The organism is Ruegeria sp. BJ3 (assembly GCF_056535665.1).
Genome location: NZ_JBQFIT010000001.1, coordinates 2117741 through 2139540, shown reverse-complemented (window position 1 = coordinate 2139540; position 21800 = coordinate 2117741). Strand labels below are relative to the sequence as shown.

At 54.6% G+C, this 21800-nt stretch carries 21 protein-coding genes; 15 read left to right on the top strand and 6 right to left on the bottom strand.

The window, feature by feature from the left end:
* Positions 1-3: 3 nt before the first annotated feature.
* Positions 4-840 (bottom strand): ribosome small subunit-dependent GTPase A, encoded by an 837-nt coding sequence (gene rsgA / locus ACR3EL_RS10705; RefSeq protein ID WP_480721546.1) that lies wholly within the window; start codon positions 838-840, stop codon positions 4-6.
* 795 nt (positions 841-1635) lie between these two features.
* On the opposite strand from rsgA, the gene ACR3EL_RS10700 reads away from it, so the two are divergent.
* The 5 genes from ACR3EL_RS10700 to ACR3EL_RS10680 all read left to right on the top strand — a co-directional run bounded on the left by ACR3EL_RS10700 (position 1636) and on the right by ACR3EL_RS10680 (position 7444).
* Positions 1636-1932, top strand: coding sequence for a putative quinol monooxygenase (locus tag ACR3EL_RS10700; protein ID WP_170339349.1), 297 nt, complete (start codon positions 1636-1638; stop codon positions 1930-1932).
* A gap of 20 nt (positions 1933-1952) precedes the next feature.
* Positions 1953-3380: an adenylate/guanylate cyclase domain-containing protein gene (locus ACR3EL_RS10695; RefSeq protein ID WP_480721544.1), complete on the top strand. Its 1428-nt coding sequence runs from the start codon at positions 1953-1955 to the stop codon at positions 3378-3380.
* 306 nt (positions 3381-3686) lie between these two features.
* On the top strand, positions 3687-4919 hold the full coding sequence (locus ACR3EL_RS10690; protein WP_170339346.1) for an alpha/beta hydrolase family protein: 1233 nt from the start codon (positions 3687-3689) through the stop codon (positions 4917-4919).
* 321 nt (positions 4920-5240) lie between these two features.
* A complete protein-coding gene (locus ACR3EL_RS10685; RefSeq protein WP_170339344.1) occupies positions 5241-6584 on the top strand; it encodes a metal-dependent hydrolase family protein in 1344 nt (447 codons plus the stop codon).
* Positions 6585-6628: 44 nt separating this feature from the next.
* Complete coding sequence (locus tag ACR3EL_RS10680) at positions 6629-7444, top strand: CHAP domain-containing protein (protein ID WP_367646644.1); 816 nt, start codon at positions 6629-6631, stop codon at positions 7442-7444.
* A 597-nt stretch (positions 7445-8041) separates the two neighbouring features.
* Here ACR3EL_RS10680 and yghX read toward each other — a convergent pair.
* From yghX to ACR3EL_RS10655, 5 genes are all read right to left on the bottom strand, one after another.
* Positions 8042-8932: a YghX family hydrolase gene (gene yghX, locus ACR3EL_RS10675; protein WP_170339342.1), complete on the bottom strand. Its 891-nt coding sequence runs from the start codon at positions 8930-8932 to the stop codon at positions 8042-8044.
* Between the two features lie 89 nt (positions 8933-9021).
* Positions 9022-10545, bottom strand: a complete 1524-nt coding sequence (locus ACR3EL_RS10670; protein WP_170339340.1) for a malonate--CoA ligase — start codon at positions 10543-10545, stop codon at positions 9022-9024.
* Positions 10542-11840: a malonyl-CoA decarboxylase gene (locus ACR3EL_RS10665; protein WP_480721538.1), complete on the bottom strand. Its 1299-nt coding sequence runs from the start codon at positions 11838-11840 to the stop codon at positions 10542-10544. The genes ACR3EL_RS10670 and ACR3EL_RS10665 overlap by 4 nt, the downstream gene beginning before the upstream one ends.
* 1 nt (position 11841) lies before the next feature.
* Complete coding sequence (locus ACR3EL_RS10660; RefSeq protein WP_170339492.1) at positions 11842-12507, bottom strand: GntR family transcriptional regulator; 666 nt, start codon at positions 12505-12507, stop codon at positions 11842-11844.
* A 42-nt stretch (positions 12508-12549) separates the two neighbouring features.
* Positions 12550-12936, bottom strand: a complete 387-nt coding sequence (locus tag ACR3EL_RS10655; protein WP_170368222.1) for a YciI family protein — start codon at positions 12934-12936, stop codon at positions 12550-12552.
* Positions 12937-13020: 84 nt separating this feature from the next.
* Between ACR3EL_RS10655 and ACR3EL_RS10650 the strand changes: the two genes are divergently transcribed.
* From ACR3EL_RS10650 to ACR3EL_RS10605, 10 genes are read left to right on the top strand one after another with little or no spacing between them, the layout of a single operon-like run.
* Positions 13021-13905 (top strand): fumarylacetoacetate hydrolase family protein, encoded by an 885-nt coding sequence (locus ACR3EL_RS10650; RefSeq protein ID WP_170339334.1) that lies wholly within the window; start codon positions 13021-13023, stop codon positions 13903-13905.
* Positions 13902-14567, top strand: coding sequence for a malonic semialdehyde reductase (locus ACR3EL_RS10645; RefSeq protein ID WP_170339332.1), 666 nt, complete (start codon positions 13902-13904; stop codon positions 14565-14567). Before ACR3EL_RS10650 ends, ACR3EL_RS10645 begins: the two co-directional genes overlap by 4 nt.
* An 18-nt stretch (positions 14568-14585) precedes the next feature.
* Positions 14586-15041 carry an OsmC family protein gene (locus ACR3EL_RS10640; RefSeq protein WP_170339491.1) on the top strand — a complete coding sequence of 152 codons (456 nt, stop codon included), beginning with the start codon at positions 14586-14588 and terminating at the stop codon, positions 15039-15041.
* 34 nt (positions 15042-15075) lie between these two features.
* Positions 15076-16149 carry a C4-dicarboxylate TRAP transporter substrate-binding protein gene (locus ACR3EL_RS10635; RefSeq protein WP_480721535.1) on the top strand — a complete coding sequence of 358 codons (1074 nt, stop codon included), beginning with the start codon at positions 15076-15078 and terminating at the stop codon, positions 16147-16149.
* 30 nt (positions 16150-16179) lie between these two features.
* A complete protein-coding gene (locus ACR3EL_RS10630) occupies positions 16180-16731 on the top strand; it encodes a TRAP transporter small permease subunit (protein ID WP_170339329.1) in 552 nt (183 codons plus the stop codon).
* Complete coding sequence (locus ACR3EL_RS10625) at positions 16728-18032, top strand: TRAP transporter large permease (RefSeq protein ID WP_170339327.1); 1305 nt, start codon at positions 16728-16730, stop codon at positions 18030-18032. Before ACR3EL_RS10630 ends, ACR3EL_RS10625 begins: the two co-directional genes overlap by 4 nt.
* Positions 18033-18042: 10 nt before the next feature.
* Positions 18043-18909 carry a dioxygenase family protein gene (locus ACR3EL_RS10620; RefSeq protein ID WP_170339325.1) on the top strand — a complete coding sequence of 289 codons (867 nt, stop codon included), beginning with the start codon at positions 18043-18045 and terminating at the stop codon, positions 18907-18909.
* 21 nt (positions 18910-18930) lie between these two features.
* A complete protein-coding gene (locus ACR3EL_RS10615) occupies positions 18931-19737 on the top strand; it encodes an amidohydrolase family protein (protein WP_480721532.1) in 807 nt (268 codons plus the stop codon).
* Complete coding sequence (locus tag ACR3EL_RS10610; protein ID WP_170339321.1) at positions 19734-20111, top strand: hypothetical protein; 378 nt, start codon at positions 19734-19736, stop codon at positions 20109-20111. Before ACR3EL_RS10615 ends, ACR3EL_RS10610 begins: the two co-directional genes overlap by 4 nt.
* On the top strand, positions 20108-21238 hold the full coding sequence (locus tag ACR3EL_RS10605) for a cytochrome-c peroxidase (protein WP_170339319.1): 1131 nt from the start codon (positions 20108-20110) through the stop codon (positions 21236-21238). The genes ACR3EL_RS10610 and ACR3EL_RS10605 overlap by 4 nt, the downstream gene beginning before the upstream one ends.
* Positions 21239-21800: the final 562 nt, after the last annotated feature.

Here is a 21800-nt window from a genome sequence, read left to right as displayed (position 1 = left end):
GCCTTACTTCCTGACATCTTTGAGTTTTTTGACTCCGCGGACCATCTTCCCGAACGCCTTGTCGCGCGACCTGCGTTCCGCAAGACTCGCCGAGTTAAACGCATCTTCGGCCATGAGCTTGCGCCATCTGCGAAGCCGATCGCTATCAAGAACACCCTCATCGATAGCCTTCAGAACAGCGCATTCCGGCTCAGAATCGTGCTGACAGTTCTTGAATCGACACTGCGCGGCCAACTCCTGAATGTCGGCGAAAAGATCATTGATACCTTCCGCTGCATCGGTGAGTTGCAGTTCCCGCATGCCCGGACTGTCCAAGACCAGACAGCCATTGGGCATAGCATGAAGCTCGCGCCGCGTTGTCGTATGCCGCCCCTTTGCGTCGTCCTCACGGATGGTTTGGGTTTCAATGGACTGGCTCTCGAGCAGCGCATTGGCCAACGTCGACTTCCCGACACCAGATGAGCCGAGAAACGCCACCGTCTTGCCGGGCTTGCACCAAGGAAGCAGTTTTGTCCGTGGCGCATCTCCGCGGGCGTCAAGGGCGACCACGTCGATCATGTCCGATACTGCGCGAGCCGCGTCGACATAGTTCTGCGGGTCTGTCACGAGGTCGGTCTTTGTGACGACGATGACGGGTGTCATCCGTGCCTCAAAAGCCAGAGCTGCATAGCGTTCCAGCCGGGCCACCTTGAAGTCCTGATTGCAAGACGTGACGATAAAGGCCGTATCAATGTTCGCCGCGATCAGTTGTTCCTGCCGGTCGGTTCCGGGCGCACGCCGCTTTATGAGGCTTGTGCGCTCAAGAACTCGACTGGAGCGCGGACGTGTGGAGTCCAGCATCAGCCAGTCTCCGACAGTTGCGTCGGCTCCCGGCGGAAGTACCGTATCTATGCCGTCACCGACGACATGCAGCCCATTTCGATGCACTTCGACAACGCGAACGGGAGGTGTCGCCGACAAGTCCTCTACGCTGATCTGTTGGGCGAAAAACGGTTGCCATCCCAATGCCTGAAGAGGGCTGGGATTGGCGTGCGATCCCGCTTCGCTTGCGCGAGGCGGAAGGAAGTTGGAGTAATCCCTTGTCATAGGGTGTTCACTTTCATGTCTCTGGCCCAGGTCAGATTTGGGCGCTGATGGTAGGAAAGAGTGCGCACATCAAAACACTCCGTCGGCAACAAAGCGACGGCGGTGCTTCAGATCTTGAATATGCTCCGGGAGGCGCGCTGCCTCCCTTCCTTACCGGGACATAAAATCTCCATTTCCGATAAAGTGCACATAGGAAGACTGCGGGCACAACACAACAGTTGACAAGTGATTTGGCGCACTTCTTCAGTTCTCTGTAGCGACCATTCAACACGAAGAAGACTGTGTGAGCTTTACCCCGTATCAGCCACTTACGCCAAAAACAGCTGTTGACCGCACCGAGCCAAAATTCCCCCAATGTCCGCCTTGGGCCGTTATCAGACATACCAACAAGCTGAATATTAGGCAGCTTCGTCTGCAAGGCGTTTGCTGAACTGAACTCACCGAGAGACGGCTCGGAGCCATAATCTGACACTCGCCATCGAGTATGCTAAGCTGGATCGTGTGAGGCACACATACATTCAGAAACCGCATCTTTTGGAGGACGGATGTATGATCATGCGCATTTTTCAGGTGACAACGCGGCCGGGAAAAGAAGAGGAGTTTGGCCGCTTTTTTCGCGACACTGCGATCCCGTTGATGAAAAGCACCCCTGGAATCGTGCACCTTTTTCCGGGTGCGCCGAGAGAGGATGCGCCACGAGAGTTCAGTTTCGTTATGGTTTGGGAGAGCCTGGAGGCACGGAAGTCGTTTGTGGGCGAAGACTATCAAAGCCCGCACATCGATCCAATAGAAGCAGACCTCGTCGAGTCTCGATCCATCAAGCACTATGACTTGGTCGACGGCTAATCGCGAACGGGAGGATCAGGATGTCGAAGGGTAGGGGAAAATCGCTGCCAGAACGCGTCCTTGGTCTGAACGAACCGAAGGCTGAGGACTTGGCGGCCTTGGAACTCCGGTTGCGGGAGGCGCTGGATCGGCAAAAGGCGACCGCCAAAATCCTGGAGGTCGTCAACAGCTCTATCAAAGACCCTCAGCCTGTCTTCAACTCGATTGTTGAAGCGGGTCAAACGCTGTTCCCAAAGTCGACAGTCAGCATTGGATTACAGGACGGCGACAAACTGATTTTGGGAGCAATTTCTGGTCCCGAACCGGGTGGCGTCGAGGCTTGGCGGCGTCGCTTTCCGGCGCCACTTCATCCAGAAACAATCCATGGCCATGTCATTTTGAACGGCGAGGCGATTGATCTGCCGGACGTCGCCGCATCGAAAAACAGGTTTCGTATAGGGGCTGGAAACTTCCTCGCCTCAGGGTTTCAGGCAGTCACCATGGTGCCGATTTCACAAGGAGGACAAACTGTTGGAGCTCTCGCCGTGTTGAGGCATTCAACCGGAAGACTTCAAAAAGAGCAGTTCGATATTCTCACAACATTTGCGGCACAAGCGAACATCGCCTTGGACAACTTGCACTTGCTGAGCCAGATGCGTGAGGCGAATGACACTTTGACACACGTGTCCAAACAGCTTGCCAAATACATGCCACCCCAACTCTACGAGTCAATCATTGCCGGCTACCAACACGCGGCTATCGAAAGCCGCCGCCGTAAGCTCACGATCTTCTTCTCAGACATCGTCGACTTCTCCGAAATCACAGATCATCTCGAAGCCGAGGAGTTGACTACTTTGTTGAATGAGTATCTTTCAGCAATGTCCGAAATCGCCCTGAAGCACGGCGCATATTTCGACAAGTTTGTCGGTGACGCCATGATGCTGTACTTTGGCGAACCCGAAAGCCTCGGGGTAGAAGAAGATGCCGCTGCATGTGTGCGAATGGCAATAGATATGCAACGCAAGCTTGGCCACTTGCAAACGGAATGGCAGCGCAAAGGATTGATCGATCGACCATTTCGCGCTCGCATGGGCATAAACACTGGTTACTGCACTATTGGAAACTTCGGCTCGGAAGACCGGATGGACTACACTGCTATCGGACGCGAAGTGAACCTTGCTGCGAGACTTGAGGCCGAGTGTGATCCAGGAGGTCTCTTACTCGCTGCCGAAACCTATTCTTTGGTAAAAGACTGGCTTCCGGTCGAGGAACGAGAGCCTGTTCGAGTGAAGGGATTTCAGAACCCCATTCGGACGTATGCTGCGACCGCTATTTATGAAAATGCCGACCGCGATAGCCGCATTATTCACGAGGAGGATGAAGGCTTTTCTCTTACAGTTGATCGGGCTCGCATAAGCAAAGGGGCAATTCTCCGACTAAAGTCCCTTGTTTCAGGTCTGGACGACTAGTCAAATTTTCGGTCACGGAAGCTCAGTCCAAAACTTGTAACCTCACCTCTTAAAAATGGCTGCACGACAATCGAAAGGCCAGTTTCCCGCCGCGTTGCGACGCCAGGACTTGCTTCATTGAGAATTCGCGTGTGCAAAGGACCACTTGCACGCGTGCAAGTGGGAACCAAAGGCCATGCCAACCATGCTTCACAAGATGGTGAGTATCAGGCTTGGCAGTCCAGAGAGATGAGTTGCACTAAACGCACCGTGTACTGTGCTAAAAAAGGATGGACTCGTATCACGTACAGAATCGGGGCATTCGTCATGCGCTTTTCTCTTGCCATCGCAACACTCGTTGTCTTGGCCACTCAGTCTTTTGCGCAAGACTCCGTTCTCATCGGGGACGCCCCGCTTCCTGCCGACATTGCAATTGATGTAACGCTAGATTCTCCTTTTCTTGGAATTTGGACGGGGAGATGGGACTCTTGGAGAAGTCATATCCTCGTCGTCGAAAGCCGAGATGAGGATGGGTTGTTCAATGTTGTTTACTCGGTCGGACGTGGCCAGAATGGCCGCGGAAACTGGTTCCGGAGCAAAGCGCGTTTAGATGGGAACACTTTGGTGTTCACCGACAACGATTTCGCGGCGCGTTATTCAATTTCGGGTACGGGGCGACTGCGGGGCATCTATCCATCCGAGGATCGCGTTGCAATACTCGAGCGACAAACCCTCTCAGAGGTCCTCGCGACGGCGAACCGCCAGTGGTTTGAGGTTGGAACGCGAGACTTCCTTACGACGGAACTCCGAGAGGACGGCGCAACAGTCGAGCTTGCTGTGGCTATCTATCGACCTCCTGGTGATGGGCCTTTCCCGTTGGCTCTGGTTCATCACGGCTCAACCGGCTCTGGAACCGATCCGCAGGCCTTTGATAGGTTCTTTTCCAACGACTGGCTTGCGGACGTTCTGAACTCACACGGTTGGATCGCCGCGTTCCCACAGCGCCGCGGTCGGGGCGGGTCCGACGGATTGTATGACGAGGGATTCGCTGAAGATCGGACCGAGGGCTATTCGACGGAGGCCCGGCTATCTTTGGCAGGGGCGGAACGTGCGCTGATGGATGCAAAAGCAGCGCTGCATGCGTTGCAGGAACGACCGGATGTGAGTGATGGATCGGTTCTACTGATTGGTTTCTCGCGCGGGGGCATTGTTGCCCTTATGCAGGCCGGCGACGATCCGGGAAACACCGCTGGTGTGATCAACTTCGTTGGGGGATGGATGGCAGAGGGCTCCGGTGATCCCCAAATCAATCCGACGCTCTTTCGACGTATTGGAACATTCGATGGGCCGGTGCTTTCCATCTATGGGGAAGATGACATGTTCTACAGCATCGAGCATTCCCTATCCAACCTCACCGCAATGGAAGCGATGGGTGCCAATAGTGAGACTCATATCGTGGCCGTTCCTGGCTACAACAAAGGTCATTGGGTATTGTGGTGGCCGATGCTCTGGGAAGAGATCGTCAGCGACTACATCCGGCGTCTTCAGGATCAACGTTGAAACAATGAATTGGATTGCGACCCTGTCAGTTCCGTGTTTTTTTCCAGATGCTTATGCGAATTTCCGTTTCTGTCTGGAAGCAAGCTTTACCGATATGATTGGGATTGCAGCTTCTGTCCGCGGAGAAGTCATACACTGAGTCTTGCCGGAAGACCGCTACGAGCCCAAAGCGGGCGTTCTTGCTACGTAGGATTACCTTCAGTTTAACGCCCAAATAGCTCGATACCTTACGTCACCCTCTTCATTAGGTTTACCAGATGGTTTTACAGGTGAGCCTGAGTTAGCCTTCAATAACTTCTTCGCCATCTTGAGGGTTCAGTTATGATCTCCAAACGCGTATTTTTGTCCAGCCTTGCATCGACCGCTGCGCTGGCGCTGGTGCCGGCGCGAGCCCGAGCTCAAGCTCCAGATGCAACGCTCTTCACGAACGTGCGTGTTTATGACGGGATGTCCGATGAGTTGACCGAACTCACGAGCGTTCTTGTCGAAGGGGAAATGATCAAGGATGTCTCGCCCGCTATTGATGCCGCGCCAGAGGTGCCGCGCATCGATGGAGATGGACGGACCTTGATGCCGGGGCTCCTCGACATGCATGTGCACCTTCAGTGGAACCAGGACCCTGCTGGCTTCCTGACAGCACGTCCAGATTACATTGCTGCATTGGCATTGAGCGAAAGTGAAGCCACCCTGATGCGTGGTTTTACCAGTGTCCGCGATACCGGTGGCGGCATTCTCGGTGTGGCGCGCGCCATAGATGAAGGGCTTCACCCCGGCCCACGTATTCAGGCCTCGAACGCTGCGATTTCAATGACCGCCGGTCATGGCGACCTTCGGCCGCGATCCGTGCGTCCGAGAGCCTTCGGCGGGCCGCCGTTCACAGAAGCGGAGCGACTTGGGATCACACTTTTCGCAGACGGGGTTCCTGAAGTTCTGGCGGCTGCACGCGAGCAGTTCCGGCAGGGTGCGCACTTCATCAAAGTCTTTTCAGGCGGCGCCGTGACTGGCCTCTACGACCCATTGGATATCAACGAGTATTCGCCGGCAGAACTCGAAGCAGCAGTAGAGGAGGCCAAACGTTGGAACACTTACGCGACCTCGCACGCATACATGGACACATCGGTTCGGGCCGCCATTGAGGCAGGTTACCAATGTATTGAACATTGCAACCTCATGACGCCTGAGTCGATGGAGTTGGCCGTGGAAAAAGGGGTCTGGCTTTCAACCCAGGTTGGCTTTTTTGCAGCAGAAATTCCGGCAGGGTTCACACCCGCCCAGGCAGAGCGCCAAAAGATGGCGTTTGATGGTCTCGACGCCATGCTTCGATTAGCGCGAGAGTCCGGAGCTAAAATTGCACTCGGAACAGACTTCGTCGGATCGAGGCAAACGAAAGCAACGCAGTTGGAGGAATTGCAGCTCAGGACGCCATGGTTCAGCAACGCCGAGATTTTGCGGCAGGCAACTGGTCTGAATGGTCAGCTTTGGGACTTGACCGGCCCGCGTAATCCATACCAGGCTGGTCCAGTCGGTGTCATCCAACCCGGAGCCTACGCCGATATTCTGCTCGTGGACGGCGACCCTATTGCCGACCTTACGGTCATGGGCTCTGCGGACAATTTCGATGTGATTATGAAGAATGGCAAAGCGCACAAGAACAATCTGGCCTGAGCCATTTGCCAAGGGTCAAGATAGACACTGGTAATTGCATGCGAATGACCGAAGAGTCCGCAAAGCAGTTGCTCATGGCGAATGCGACAAATGACCGCTACGAGCCCCAAGTGACCGATGCTGCGCGATCGACCGACGGCGGCTGTGCGCAGAAAGCTGACTTTATAAAGTCTCGCGCTCGGCCCATCGAGGATGAATATCAACTGGCAAATTTCTGCCGGGAAACAGGCCGGGCTCTTTTCATAAGCCACAAGATCACCATAAAACTAGTCAACTCCACAAACCGTCAATGTAATTTCTTGAAAAACAGCGACAGCAAAACGAATACGAAACGGCCGCGCTTGCCCGGTGCTGCTCGCGCTGCGTTTGCGATGGGGCTTATTGCTCTTGTTTCTGCCTGCGCTCAGGGCTCAAACGACGCGGATCTCGATCCAGAACGTCAGGCCATGGCGTTGCGCGAGGTCTCTCAAAAACAAGCTCGAGGGCAAAGGGTATGGTGCGTACCCTACGCACGTAACCTCAGCGGTATCGATATTCGCGGAAACGCCAAGGACTGGTGGGGGAAGGCGCGCAATACTTTTGAGCGAGGCAATGAACCGGTTGTTGGTGCGGTCATGTCATTTCGAGCAACCCGAGGTATGCCGCTTGGTCACGTGGCCGTCGTATCCGATGTCGTCACTGACAGAGAAGTCATCGTGAACCACGCCAACTGGCACCGCAACAAGGTATCATTGAAAATGGGCGTCAAGGATGTATCCAAAAACAATGATTGGACATTGGTCCGCGTTGAAAGCCATCCGGGCCGGTATGGCAGCTTCTACCCGGTGAACGGGTTCATTTATCCCAATGTTGGGGAATAACTTAATTCAATTGTGAACCGCACACTGTGCGTATCCGACGGATGGGTCACAAGCGGCTCAGTAGTTCACGCGGGCCAGTGACGGAAAAAGTCCGCAAATCGGATAATTGTGGCGGTAGAGCGAGTGACCGCATCGAGCCCTCCGTGGAAGTGAAGAATTTACGCAGCGAGCGCTCGCAGCAAGATTACCCACCGCATCGCCGAAAATCACCCGCTGTATGATAGAGGAAAATGCGGACGTTCAGGCAGAACGCAGCGAGATTGCGATCCGGTATGACCGGGTCACGGACCAAAACAACCGTTCTCGAATTACTATGCAGCCAGTAAGTCGGATGCAAAATTGCAAAAGCTCGCGGCCGTTCACTCCGCCCTCTAAAATCACTGCAACCAGGAGCGATCTCTTACTAATCGAGACACCTTGAAGCTGACATGCAACGCTACCCTCGGCGAATGGCGCGAGCTTGGTGCAGCAAAAAGGCAGCTATTTGGGGCTGGCCGAGAATGCTTTGAGTTTGTTTGATGACGCTCTCTCGAAGTTTTTGAACACCGAAGCGACGACAGATTTTTTGCCGTCGCTTCGCCATTCCGCGAACTCAGTTCAGGACTTTAGGTAGGTGTCAAACCAATCAATGGTGCGGTCCCAGGCCAAGTTTGCCATTTCCTCGTCATACCGAGGCGTACTGTCGTTATGAAAGCCGTGGTTGGCATTCTCGTAGATGTAGGCCTCGTAAACCTTATTGTTGGATTGCAGCGCAGCTTCGAACTCCGGCCAACCTGCGTTGATGCGTTCATCAAGCTCTCCCATCTGAATCAGTAGCGGTGCCTGAATTCTAGCCACATCCTCGGAGGCCGGTTGGCGGCCGTAGAATGGCACGCCGGCTGCCAATTCGGGGTAGGCCACGGCAATTGCGCTGACCACACCACCGCCATAGCAGAAACCTACAGCGCCAACTTTCCCAGTACAGTCTTCCCGGTTCAACAGGTATTCGAAGCCATTGAAGAAGTCATTCATCAGCTCGACCCGGTCGACTGTCTTCTGCAACTCGCGCCCATCTGCGTCGTTGCCGGGGTATCCGCCAACCGACGTTAGGCCGTCAGGAGCCAGTGCCATAAAGCCTGCTTTCGCCAAGCGTCGCGCCACATCTTCGATGTAGGGATTCAGACCGCGGTTTTCGTGTATCACGAGCACCCCGGGCAGGGGTTCTTCCACACCAGCGGGACGAACAAGGTAGCCTCGGACATCACCCGTTCCGTTCGGAGAGGGGTAGGTTATGTAGTCTGCGTGGATATCGGGATCGTTGAACGACACCTGCTGTGCCAGCGCATAGTTCGGGCTGAGCATGTTCAATAACGCGGCAGCCGTTAAGCCGCCAACCGCGAATTTTCCGGCGCGGTCCAGAAATTGGCGTTTGGTGATCTTTCCGTGCGCATAATAGTCGTACAGATCCAGCAGTTCCTGATCGAAGTCTTTTGCTGTCATGCGAGTCATGGTCAATCTCCTGATGAGGTGGCGATTCAATCCGTGGGATACTATCAGTTCAAAGGGTTATGGTTTGTTCGAAGTTCTAGGCAGGTCGGCTAAGATATTGCCGTAGCGGGTTCCTTCTTCGTGTGCTGATCGCGCAGAACGTTCTTTTGGACTTTTCCCATGGTGTTTCGTGGCAACTCTTGGACGAGTTCGTAGCGACGCGGATGTTTGAAGCGCGACAGCCTTTCCCTGATGATTGATGCAATCTGATCCGTGTCGAGTTCTACGCCTGGCTCAGCAACCAGAGCGGCAATGATCTCTTCCCCGAAGTCGTTGTCAGGGACGCCAAAGACTGCCGACTCCAGTACGCCATCGATGTCGTTTAAAACGTCTTCGATTTCCTTGGGGTAGACGTTGTAACCGCCAGTAATGATGAGGTCTTTTGAACGACCTACAATCGACAGGTAGCCATCCTCGCTGTATTTGCCCAGATCCCCGGTGATAAAGAACCCATTCTCGCGAAGTTCTGCAGCGGTTTTTTCGGGCATCTGCCAATAGCCTTGGAAAACATTAGGGCCGCGTATCTCGATCATTCCAACCGCCCCTCTGGGCAGTTGCTCACCGGTTTCAGGATCAGTGACGATCACCTCGATGCCGGGCAATGCCATGCCAACAGTTCCTGCGCGACGTTCGCCAGTATAAGGGTTCGAGGTGTTCATGTTTGTCTCGGTCATACCGTAGCGCTCCAGGATGCGGTGGCCTGTGCGCGCTTCGAACGCCTGATGGGTTTCGGCCAGCAATGGGGCAGAGCCCGACACGAACAACCGCATGTTCGCCGCCGTCTCTTTGGTGAAACCGTCATCTGCCAGCAATCGAGTGTAGAAAGTTGGGACGCCCATTAGAAGGGTTGAATGCGGTAATTCCTCCAAGATCATTCCAATGTCGAATTTTTCCATCAGCCGAACTTCGGACCCGGCGACTAGTGACGTGTTCATCGCCACAAAAAGCCCGTGCGTGTGAAAGATCGGCAGCGCGTGAACCAAGCGATCGTTGTTTGTGATACCCCACAAATCCGCGAGAGCTTGCGCATTGGACAAAAGGTTCTGGTGGCTCAACATTGCGCCCTTAGAGCGACCCGTGGTTCCCGACGTATAAAGCAAAGCCGCAAGGTCGTCCGGGGCGCGATCAACGGTTTCAAACTCGCGGGGCTGCGCGTCAGCCTGGCGGCTTAAGCTTGATATTTCACCACCAAGGGTAAGCAGCCTTGCGCCATACCGATCCGCCAGTGTTTTGATCTCGGCTGCGTCGTTGTCGTCGCAGACGATCACCGCAGGCTGGGCGTCAGATGCGAAGTAGTCCAATTCTGCCATTGTGTAAGCAGTGTTTAGCGGCAAATAGACAGCACCTGCCTGAACTGAAGCAGCATAGAGTGCAATCGTATCGGCCAACTTTGGGGCCTGCACAACGATGCGGTCGCCAGGAGAAACTCCGTTGTTCTGCAAAACATGCGCGATCTGTGCCGCGCGTTTCAGAAACGAGTCATATGACACTACCTCTCCGTCATCGAGTAGCAGGAACGGAACCTCGTTTCCCGCGTGGTGGGCAAACAAGCTGTCGTAGAGAGTGTTAGTCACGCTGGATTTTCCTCTGGTCTGGCCGCAAGTACTGCGGTTGAAGCCGCGCGCACGGAACGCGAGGTTTCGATTGTGGCGTGCGCCACAAATTCTTCGTGGTTACGTTCAGTCTTTTTCAAGTCGTAAAGGTAATTGACCATTGCGCCGCCGGATTGGGATCGTCCGTTCTGCGACGGATCGGCCCCGGCATGCAGTTCGTGAAGCTCGGCGCCATTGCCCAGGTGAAAGCGGGCCACAGGATCCAGCGGCATCCCATCTTCGCGCTTGGCGAGTAACAGGTATCGGGCGGCCATCGCCCGCACGTCCTGCGGAGGGGCTGTTCCCGCAAGTACGGCTTCGGCAGCATGGCCATGCTCGAGATGCCCTGTTTCGCCAGCTAACCATCGGTTCATACCAGGTATCGGAGACAAGGTCACAAATGTGTCGAGGCCCGGAAGCTCTCGCGAGAGTTCGGTCACAACCTGTTTGATCAGCAGGTTTCCAAAGCTGATACCCGTTAAACCCCTCTGGCAGTTTGAAATTGAGTAGAATGCGGCGATTGTTGCCTGTTCTGGTTCGATCGGTTCTCGAACTTCGGACAAAAGCACATCAATCGCGTTCGGAATCTCAGTCGTCAAAGCCACTTCGACAAAAATCAGCGGCTCATCCGGCATTGAGGGATGAAAAAACGCAAAACAGCGTCGGTCGGGCGGGAATAGCCGGCGCCGCAGGTCGTCCAGATCATGAATCTGATGGACGGCCTCATACGCGACGATCTTGTCCAGAACGCGGGCTGGTGTATCCCAACTGATTTGTTTGAGGACTAGAAAACCCCGGTTGAACCAGCTTCGCAGTAAATGCACGAAATCTACATCTGTGCGCTTGAGTTCGGGGTTGGATTTGAGAAAACGCAACAGGTCAACGCGCATTGCCACAAGCTCTTGCGTCGCGCCGGAAGGTTGATTCAGACGGCGCAGCAATTCTTGCCGTTTGGGTTCGGCCGCCTCGCTAAGCTTTTTATACAGATCTACACTTCTATACTCGGCATAATGACGCGCCGTCTCACACAGTTGATCCGCGTCTAACTCAAGCTGGTCATTCAAATAGGCGAAGAAGTCCAGTTTTTCCGGGTCGTCCAAGGTCTGGTATCGATCCAGTATCGTTGATGCGAGCGCGAAACCTGATACTTCACCTTCCGCAGATAAAAGTGCTTCACATAGCTCCGATACGGATCGCTTGTCATCTATGCGCCGCTTTTTGCCGGGGCGGTCGAACAGCTGATCAAGCACATCGCCCAGAAACCAGTTCCGCTGCATTTCACGACTCCATCTGACTGCTCAGATAGTCACCTGTTCGACGGTAATGATCGATCAAATGCCGGGTTGCGCTTTCTGCATCTCGATCCAGTGCTGCGTCCAAAATTTCCTGATGCTCTGCGTTGATATCGCGCTTTTTGTAACTCGACCCGCCAGCCGCCAGATAACGATAGCGGATGTTCAGATCGTAAAGCTGCGAGCAATACCGCAAGAGTAATGGAAGCCTCGCATTATCCAACAAGGCCATGTGAAACGCCTTGTGTGCGTCTTCAAAGTCGTGTGCCCCTTTTTGGCTCGCCTTCTTCATATGGTGGTGCCGCAAAACAAGCCTGTCTTCCCAGGCTGAGTTTGCATTGGCGATGGACGTACGCAACGCGGTTTCTTCAAGATTGCATCGCAACATAAGGATTTCCTCGAAGTTGCATTTGCTAACTGGTGCCGCCCTGAAGCCGCGCTGGTCAATTCGTTCCACCAACATATCCGATGTCAAAAGGCTTAGTGCTTCGCGAACCGGGCTTGCGCCGGTGTCCAGCATCCCGCGGAGCTGTTCGATCTTGAGCTTTTGACCGGGCGGCAGCTCGCCAGTCAGGATCATTTCGCGCAGTTTTCGATACGCACCATGAGTGGCGGATGTCTCTTTGCCCTCGGTATCAAGCATGGCATCCATGTCTGGCATTCCCTTCTTCGTGGCGCAGTCTATTGGGAGCTCTTAGCTGAGCGTGCTCGTTCCAGTCGATAGTCCGATTGAGATGTTCAGCGAGCCCTCGTTTATCAGCCATCGCCGAAGTACAAAGCTGCGTGCCCCGCTTTTGTGCATCGGGTCATTTTCTGCAAGCTTTCGGGCGGCTTCGAGACTGTCGGCCCTATAGATGATGAGGCCAATGCCCTGCATATGCTCGCCGGTTTCATCCGACATGGGACCTGCAAAAGCCAGCTGCCCCGAATGTTCAAGCTTCGCCTGATACGCCAGGTGATCCGGCAGTGAAGCCTTTACGTCTTCGGGCGCTTTAGCTGGCGAGCTCAATGCGACGTAAAGCTCCAAAGCAAGCGCACCGCGGCTTTTTGCTTCTGATTTGTAGTCTGCCCAAGCAACCATTCGCGGCCTCCAAAAATATCGATATTATTTGACATATGGCAAAATAGTCGGCAAAAATCAAGCAAGCTAACATGGAAGGTGACAATGAAATACCTGGTGGGAGAGACTTCGGAAGGCACAGCGGTTTTTGCCGTGAACGGTGAAAACGCAGTGAATCTAACGGCTTTGGACCCTGCCGTCGGTTCCGACTTGATGGGTTTGATCAGCAAGCCTGGCCTGGCCGACTCGCTGGCTGAAGAAATCACCTCGGCAGATAGTGTGCCGTTATCCTCAGTCACACCGGCGTTGCCCGTGGCGTCACCCGGCACGATCATTTGTATGGGTTTGAACTATACGGATCACATCAAAGAGGGCGGCTACGACATCCCCGAATATCCAACGCTGTTCATGCGCGGTAAGAATTCGATCATGGCGGCAGGCCAGCCTATGGTGCGGCCTGCGTGTTCGGAAAAACTCGACTACGAAGCCGAACTAATGCTGATCGTTGGAAAACGCGGCCGCCATATCTCGGAGCAGGACGCGCTGGATTATGTCTTTGGCTACACTGTATTCAACGATGGTTCGCTGCGGGACTATCAGCGCAAAACCGTTCAGTGGACGCCCGGCAAAAACTTTGATGACACGGGCGCGATCGGTCCTTTCACCGTGACGCCGGATGAGTTGCCGGAAGGGGCATCAGGTCTGAAGATCGAAAGCCGTGTGGGCGATGAAATCCTACAAAGCTCGAATACGGCCAACATGATCTGGGGGGTCCGGCAGGTAATTGCGACGATTTCGGAATATACCACTTTGGAGCCGGGGGATCTGATTGCGCTGGGCACGCCGCCTGGTGTGGGACACGCCAAAAAGCCCAATCCCCGTTGGTTGAAGCCCGGCGAAACCGTAGAGGTCGAGATTGAAGGCATTGGAATTTGCGCCAGCCCAGTCATTGACGAAAAAGACGCCAAGTCCAAGGTGGCCGCAGCATGACCGCACCAACCGGGGCAGAGCTGGAAGCACTTCGCGCCAAGGCGCAGCAAGATCATCGTGATCTGCGCGAGCGCATTCCGCGTTTGTCCGACGATGCAATTGCCTTGATCCTTCGCGAGTCCAGGTCTCACTATGCTTGGACCGACCAGCCAGTTTCTGACGATCTGCTCGAAGAGATTTATGACATCACGATCAACGGCGCGACCAGCATGAATACGCTGCCCGCCCGCTTCGTTTTCGTGAAAAGTGCCGAAGGAAAAGAGCGGCTTGCCAAGTCGTTGAAGCCAAAGAACGTTCCAAAAATGATGGATTCGCCGGTCACGGCGATCATTGCCTATGACATGGACTTCTGGAAGGAATTGCCTTTTCTTTTCCCGCACGAAGACCGACGGCCATTGTTTGAGAACAATCCCGAATATGTAGCCGATACAGCGTTTCGCAATGGAACGCTTCAGGGCGCTTACTTCATGATCGCCGCCCGAGCGGTAGGGTTGGATGTCGGTGCGATGTCAGGCTTTTCGAACAAGATCGTCGACGAGGAGTTCTTTGCAGGAACAACGCTCAAGTCGAACTTTTTGTGCAATCTGGGCTACGCAGATGAAACGGGACTGTTTCACAAGCTGCCTCGCTTCCCATTCGAAAAGGTTTGCTCTTATGCATGAGGAGGTGACCCAGTGGCCATGAAAGTGAAACCTGTCGTCACGTACCGCACGACAGCTCAATGCCCGACGCACGCGCGGACCGAGATTCCCATTCGTGATTTAGATGTTGTCGTAGACGAACCGGTCGAACGGGGCGGAACAAATCTTGGCCCGTCTCCGACCGAAACCGCAATGGCAGCGCTGATCGCCTGTACCAACGTCATCGGGCACAAGAATGCGCACCGTTTGGGAGTTGATCTTGGCACAGTGACGATAGACGCGAAATGCAGGTTGGATCGCCGTGGTGTCCTAATGGAAGAAGAGATCGATGTTCCGTTTCCGGAAATTGAACTCACCGTGAATTGTGAAACGCTCGCCAGTCAGGAGGAGCTGACACGCGTGGGTGAAGAAACGGCCAAATACTGTGCCATCGCAAAGCTGTTCGAAGCGGCAGGCACTGACCTGACCGTCAACTGGGTCAAAACAAGCAGCTAAAAGTCAACAGACCCGACTTTCTGGGAGGAGAGAAATGAAAAACTGGACCAAACGCAGCCTTGTTGCGGCTGCTGTGGCAAGCGTCATGGCGATGCCTGCTAAGGCGGAAGAGACCATTTCGGCCGTTGTGATTGATGGGTACCCAGATCGGGCCCTTTGGGTGAAGGAATTCACCAATTTCTTCATTCCAGAAGTGGACAAGCGGCTGGCTGAGTCCGGTAACTACAAGATGAGCTGGCAAGAGAACTATGGCGGTTCGATCGTCAAGCCGAAGGGTGTTTTGGAAGGTGTCCAGCTCGGCCTTGGAGATATCGGGATCGTCACAACGATCTTCCATTCTTCAAAGCTTCCTAGTCAGGGTATCTCGGGGTCGACGCCCTTCGTTGCATCCGACGCCCGTGCTGTGGCCAAAGCCGTGGATGAAATCGCGCGTGAGTTCCCGGCGATGCAAAATGAGTTTGCCGCGCAGAACCAAGTTTATCTGGCGACGGGCGTTGTGCTCGACACATATCAGATTTTCTGCTCAGAGCCGGTCGAGAAAGTTGCAGATCTTGAAGGACGCAAGATCGCGGGTGCCGGCCTGAACTTGCGCTATCTCGAGGGTATCAAGGACGCGGCGGGCGTACGCGGAGGCCTCACTGATTTCTACAACATGGTTCAAACCGGCCTTGTCGATTGCGTAATGATTTGGCCGGAAGCTTCCAAGACGTTCAAAATCGTCGAAGTGGCCCCTTACATGTTGAAGGCAGACCTTGGTGCGGTAAATACAAAAACAGTCACCGTCAATGCCGACTACTGGGCGAGTCTGCCCGATGAGGTCAAAGAAGTACTACAGGCCGTGGCTATCGACTACCGTGACCACGTGGCAGGTATTGCAATGGATCGAGCCGCTGCGTCGCGAGATGCATTTGTAGAAGCTGGCGGATCGATCATTGAAATCTCGGACGAAGACCGCGCTGCGTGGGCAAATGCGATGCCCAATGTTGCGCAGGAATGGGCTGCAACGCTGAATGAGAACGGCGAGCAGGGCACAGATATGCTGGCCGCTTATCTCGGCAAGCTTCAGGATGCTGGTTTCGCTGGTGTGCGGGACTGGACGGCCGAATAATCGTTCGGCGACCCGAGAAAGGGGCCAGACATGCTGAAGACCGCAGTTACCGTCCTGTCGCGGGTCGCCAATTCGCTTGCTATCGCCGCCAACGCATTGGGTACGCTTGTCGTCCTGGCGTTGGTGGTCATTCTGAATGTTGACGTCATTGCGCGGGGCCTTTTTTCGGCCCCACTGCGCGGAACCTACGAGATGGTGCAATTCTCGGTCGTGATGATCGTGTTCCTGCAGCTGGCCGACGTTGTCAGAGTGGATCGATTGACGCGCTCGGACGGGTTTTTGAACCTGCTACACCATCGTCGCCCCGGTCTGACAGCCAACCTGAGGCGCATCATCAACGCCATTTCGGCAATCTTCATGGCCTTGATCGCCTATGTAACCTTTCCAGAATTTCTTCACATGTGGGAAACACAGGACTACTTCGGAGTGCCCGGTCTTTTCACATTGCCTTGGTGGCCGGTCAAACTGGTCATCGCGTGCGGTACTGCGCTTGCCTGCGTGATCTTCCTGCTCAAGGTCGTCACGGCGCAGGACCGCCCGCAACTTGTCCGCACCCCAGAGCATGACGAGGCTGCAGAATGACCCCGATCGAGATTGGCCTGATCTCGGTCATCGCCATCGTCTTTCTGATTTACGCGGGCGTTTACATTCCTATCGCTCTGGGCGTGGTCTCGTTCGTGTCGATCTGGCTGATGCGGGACAACTTCACGCTTGCGCTCAACCTGTTGAAAGTGGCGGTTGGCGATAGTGCGATGGAGTATAGTTTTGCGACCATCCCGCTGTTTACTTTTATGGGGCTGATTGTTTCGAAGGCGGGTTTGGGTCGCGACATTTACGAAGTCATGACCATGCGGTTTCGTAAGGTCAAAGGCGGTATCGGTATGGCAACTGTCGGAGCCAACGCCGTCTTTGCCGCGGTTACCGGTTCGTCAATTGCATCTGCATCCGTTTTTACCAAAGTCTCGGTCCCGCAAATGATGGCGCAGGCTTATAACCCGCGCTTTGCGGTTGGGGTAGTAGCAGGGTCTTCGGTCCTGGGGATGATCATCCCGCCGTCGGCAATGCTGATCATCTATTCCTTCGTCGCCGAACAATCCGTTGGGGACATGTTCCTGGCGGGGGTCATTCCTGGGATTATGCTGGCAATCGCTTATGTCGGCGCAATTTGGGTCATGGGGCGCTTCACCCCAGCTTTCGTCGGTGGTCGTGTTGTTGAAGACACTGAGTGGATGTCTGGGCGCGAGATCGCCTCCAAGACACTGCCGACACTGTTCATTATTACCATCGTTCTTGGTGGTATCTATACGGGTTGGTTGACAGCAGTAGAAGCAGGGGCCGCCGGGGCTTTTGTCGCGCTAATCATAGCGGTTGCCCGCAAGTCGATGTCACCACGCGCATTCTGGGACGCATTGCTGGAAACCGGTCACATCACGGCGGCGATCCTGTTCCTGATCACGGCCGCTTCAATCTACAGCCGCATGCTGGGACTGGCGGGGTTGCCCAATCAGTTGCAGGACTTGCTGGCAGGGAATTCCGCATCTTTCTGGTCGATCATGCTGCTCTATGTTCTGTTGATGCTGTTTCTGGGAACATTGCTCGACACAGCGTCGATCATTCTGATCGTTGTTCCGTTGTTCCTGCCCATGGCTGAAGCGCTGGATATGTCGCTGATCTGGTTCGGCATTATCACCGTGGTTGGAGCCGAAATCGGGCTTTTGACACCACCTTTGGGTATATCCTGCTTCGTTATCAAATCCACGATCAACGATGACCGCATATCACTCAAAGACGTGTTCATGGGCGCACTTCCCTTTGCGTTCGTGATGCTGATCGTTCTGTTCATTCTGATCGAGTTCCCGATCCTCAGCCTTGCCCTGATTTAAGGAGGCCAAGATGCGCTCTGTCACCAAAGACAATATCACTGACGTCTTCATGGGGTACCTGTCCAAAGACACCGATCCACGGATGCGCGAAATCATGGGCTCTCTGGTCAAACACCTGCACGATTTCGCACGGGAAACCAACCTGACGCATGACGAGTGGCGGGCCGGGATTGCGTTTCTGGAAGGCTGCGCCGCGGTGGAAACCGAGGATAGGCATGAATTCGTGCTAGCCTCGGACGTGTTGGGCCTGTCGTCATTGGTTGACATGCTGCATTCCAGCCCTGACGCGACCAGCTCGTCTGTGTTGGGTCCATTTCACGTCTCGGGCGCACCCCCGCTGCCGATCGGTGGCGATATGAAACGTAACTATGGAGGGCCGGTTCTGCTGGCCGAAGGCGTGATCCGGGATACAAGGGGCAATCCGATTGCGGGTGCCGAGCTCGACATCTGGCAAACAGCGCCAAACGGGCTCTACGCCAGTCAGGATGAGGAACAGGATATCTACTCTTTTCATGGCTTGATGACGGTCGGCTCAGATGGCCGTTACGCTTTCACCACAGTCAAACCAGTCGAATACACGGTGCCATCTGATGGGCCAGTCGGAGACATTCTGCGAGCCTGTGGTCGCCATCCCTGGCGACCGTCGCACCTGCATTACATCGTCAAAGCTCCCGGTTATCGCACTTTGGTGACCGAGATATTTCCCGACGATGATCCCTATCTGGATGAAGACACGGTGTTTGGCGTGCGCGACGATCTGGTGATGACATATGTTGAACGCCCGGCTTCTGAATTTCCTGATGGCATGGAGCTTTCTGGTAAGATCAATGAACCTTTCTTGCATGTGAATTTCGACGTGACGCTTGCCAAGGACTGATTGATAGATAGGAGGCTTGAGGTGCTGAAACGTATCTTCATTTTGGGCGCTACCCTGTTTTGCAGTGCCGCCATCGCACAAGAGCGGCCCATCTTCGACGCGCATATTCATTACAGCCACGACGCCGTCGAACTGGTGCCACCAGAACAGGTGGCTAAAATCCTTCGGGATGCGGGCGTGCGGAAAGCGCTAGTTTCCAGCTCAGACGACAATGGCACTCAGCTGTTGTTGGCCGCGGCACCGGACATCGTCGTTCCAGCGTTGCGCCCGTACCGTCGTCGCGGTGAAATCAACACCTGGATGCACGATGAAACTGTAATTGATTATCTGGAAGAAAACCTGGCCAAAAACGACTACGAAGCTATCGGCGAGTTTCACGCTTACGGCGACGATATCAAAACGCCGGTCATCCAGCGTATGATTGCACTGGCCAAAGAGCGGAACCTCATTCTACACCACCACGGTGATCGCGAGGCAGTTGACCTGATCTTCGAGACTTGGCCAGAGGCGCGGGTTTTGTGGGCGCATTCTGGCTTTGATGACCCGGCCAGTGTGTCTGACGCGTTGGACACCTATCCCAGGCTTTGGGCGGACTTGGCTTTTCGGTCGGATATGGTTTCACGCGGCCGTTTAGACCCGGATTGGAAGGCCGCGTTCGAGGCGCATCCCGATCGGTTCATGGTCGGTACGGACACATTTGCGCCGGAACGTTGGTACTATGTTGGCCCGCACGCAGATTTTTCGCGTGAATGGCTGGATCTGCTGCCGGATCGGATCGCAGACAACATCGCCTATGCCAACGCTGAACGTTTGCTGGCATCAGAATGATCCGCTGGGTTATATGGCTCCTTGCTTCACCGGGCGCAGCAATTGCTTGTGACGCTGTGGGGCAACGCATGGGGTCGGAAGCGCCAGATGCGCCTGCGGTTTATTTGGGAGTCAGCGAAATTCCGTTGGCCCAACCGTTTTCCGTTCTGATTTCAGTCTGCAGTGAAGCAACAGCACATGACGTGCGTATTGATGCAATCATGCCTGCCCATCAGCACGGTTTGAACTACGCTCCCGAAGTTTCGGCATTGGGCGATGGAATGTTCCGGGTCGATGATTTGCTGTTTCACATGCCGGGACTCTGGGAGCTGCAGGCTGACGTTCATATCGGAGGGCGATCGCTGTCCTACACATCAGCGATTACGCTCAAATGAAGTTCTGGGCTTTAACCGCGCTAATGGCGCTTCCGGTTGCGGTACACTCAGAAATTCTATTGTCCGAAGAGGAAATACAGCAAACGCGTTCCTTCGGGCCGTGGCCGCCAACATACCAGCCAGACCCCAGCAATCGCGTTTCAGGTGACACAAGAGCTATTTCGCTTGGCGCGGCTTTGTTCAACGATCCGGTGCTGTCGGTAGACGGCGCTTTTTCTTGCGCGAGTTGTCACGACCCCGAACAGGCATTTGCAACATCCGAGGCACGGGCGCTCGGCCGTGTCAGGTTGGATCGGAACACCCCATCCCTGAGAAACCTTGCGGGTCTGCGCTGGTACGGTTGGGGCGGCAAGAGCGATAGTCTCTGGGCAGCAAGTCTGCATCCGATCATCGAGGAACAAGAGATGGCTCATAGCAGCGAAAGTCTAAAGGCGGCAATCTCCGAGAGTTCTTATGTTGCTGATTTTGAGTCCATTTTTGGCAATATCCGAGATCAAGACCCGGATTTGGTGCTGGTCAACACTGCCAAGTCTTTATCAGCCTATTTGGAGACGCTTAGAACCGAGCGGACCCAATTTGACAGTTTCCGCGATGCGCTGGAACGCGGCGATCTGTTGGCGGCTGCGAACTATCCCGAAGCTGCTCAGAGAGGTCTAAAGCTCTTTCTGGGGCGCGGGAAATGTGCCCTTTGCCACAATGGCCCGGCATTTTCCAACAATGAATTTCACGACGCCGGGGTGCCTTACTTCCTAAGCGAAACCGAAGTCGATGAAGGACGGTTCGGCGGGTTGAACTTCCTGTTTTCAAGCGTCTACACACTGGACGGGGAATGGAACGACGATCCCGCCAAGCAAGGTGCATGGGCGGTTCGCAGTGTGCGTAGGCGTCATTCTGATTTTGGGACCTTTCGTACGCCAAGCCTGCGAGGTGTGGCTGAAACTCCGCCCTACATGCACGACGGCAGTCTGATCGACTTGGATGCGGTGGTCCGGCACTACAGCGAGCTTGATACCGAAAGGCTGCATGCCGACGGTGAGGCCATACTTTCGGAACTGAGCTTGTCCGAGCAGGAGATCGCTGATCTCGTTACGTTTTTGGAGACTTTGTCCGACGTTACATGGCGTTGAAATACTCTATTTCAGCCTAAGTGCCGCCCGAGTTATGCGGCACGCCGCATTTGGTTGACCCCATCTCCACGTCAGAGAGTGTGGCCATCAAACCAAGGTCGTTGCTGTCGTCCGAATGATCTATGCCGAATACCTTGTCGGCTACCGTGGTTGGGCCGTTCCCGAGTAAAATTTCGTATTGCTCCAGCGCCTACCCACAAAAACTCTCGTCACGGGTCGCTTCGCATCCTGCAAGGCTGCGCTAAGGGAATTGGGTTGGGCGCTATCAACAAACGGCAAATGGGCAGGTGACTCAACAACCACCTCGAGAATTCCCACCTGCCGTTTCGACGACTCGACCTCGCGTTACAGCGTTTCAAACACATGCGATATCTATAATAATTAGCCGCCTTCAAATCCTCTGAATTTGACCACCTCAACTAGGAAAGATCGCTAACCAGCCCGGGCACCTTCAGGCTGATCCGTGCCGCCGGTCTCAGCGAGTGGTGTCAACTCTGTTCCGGATAGGTTTGTGGTTTCCGCAGTAAACTGAGACTAATTCGAATTCGTCTGACAGCGCCGC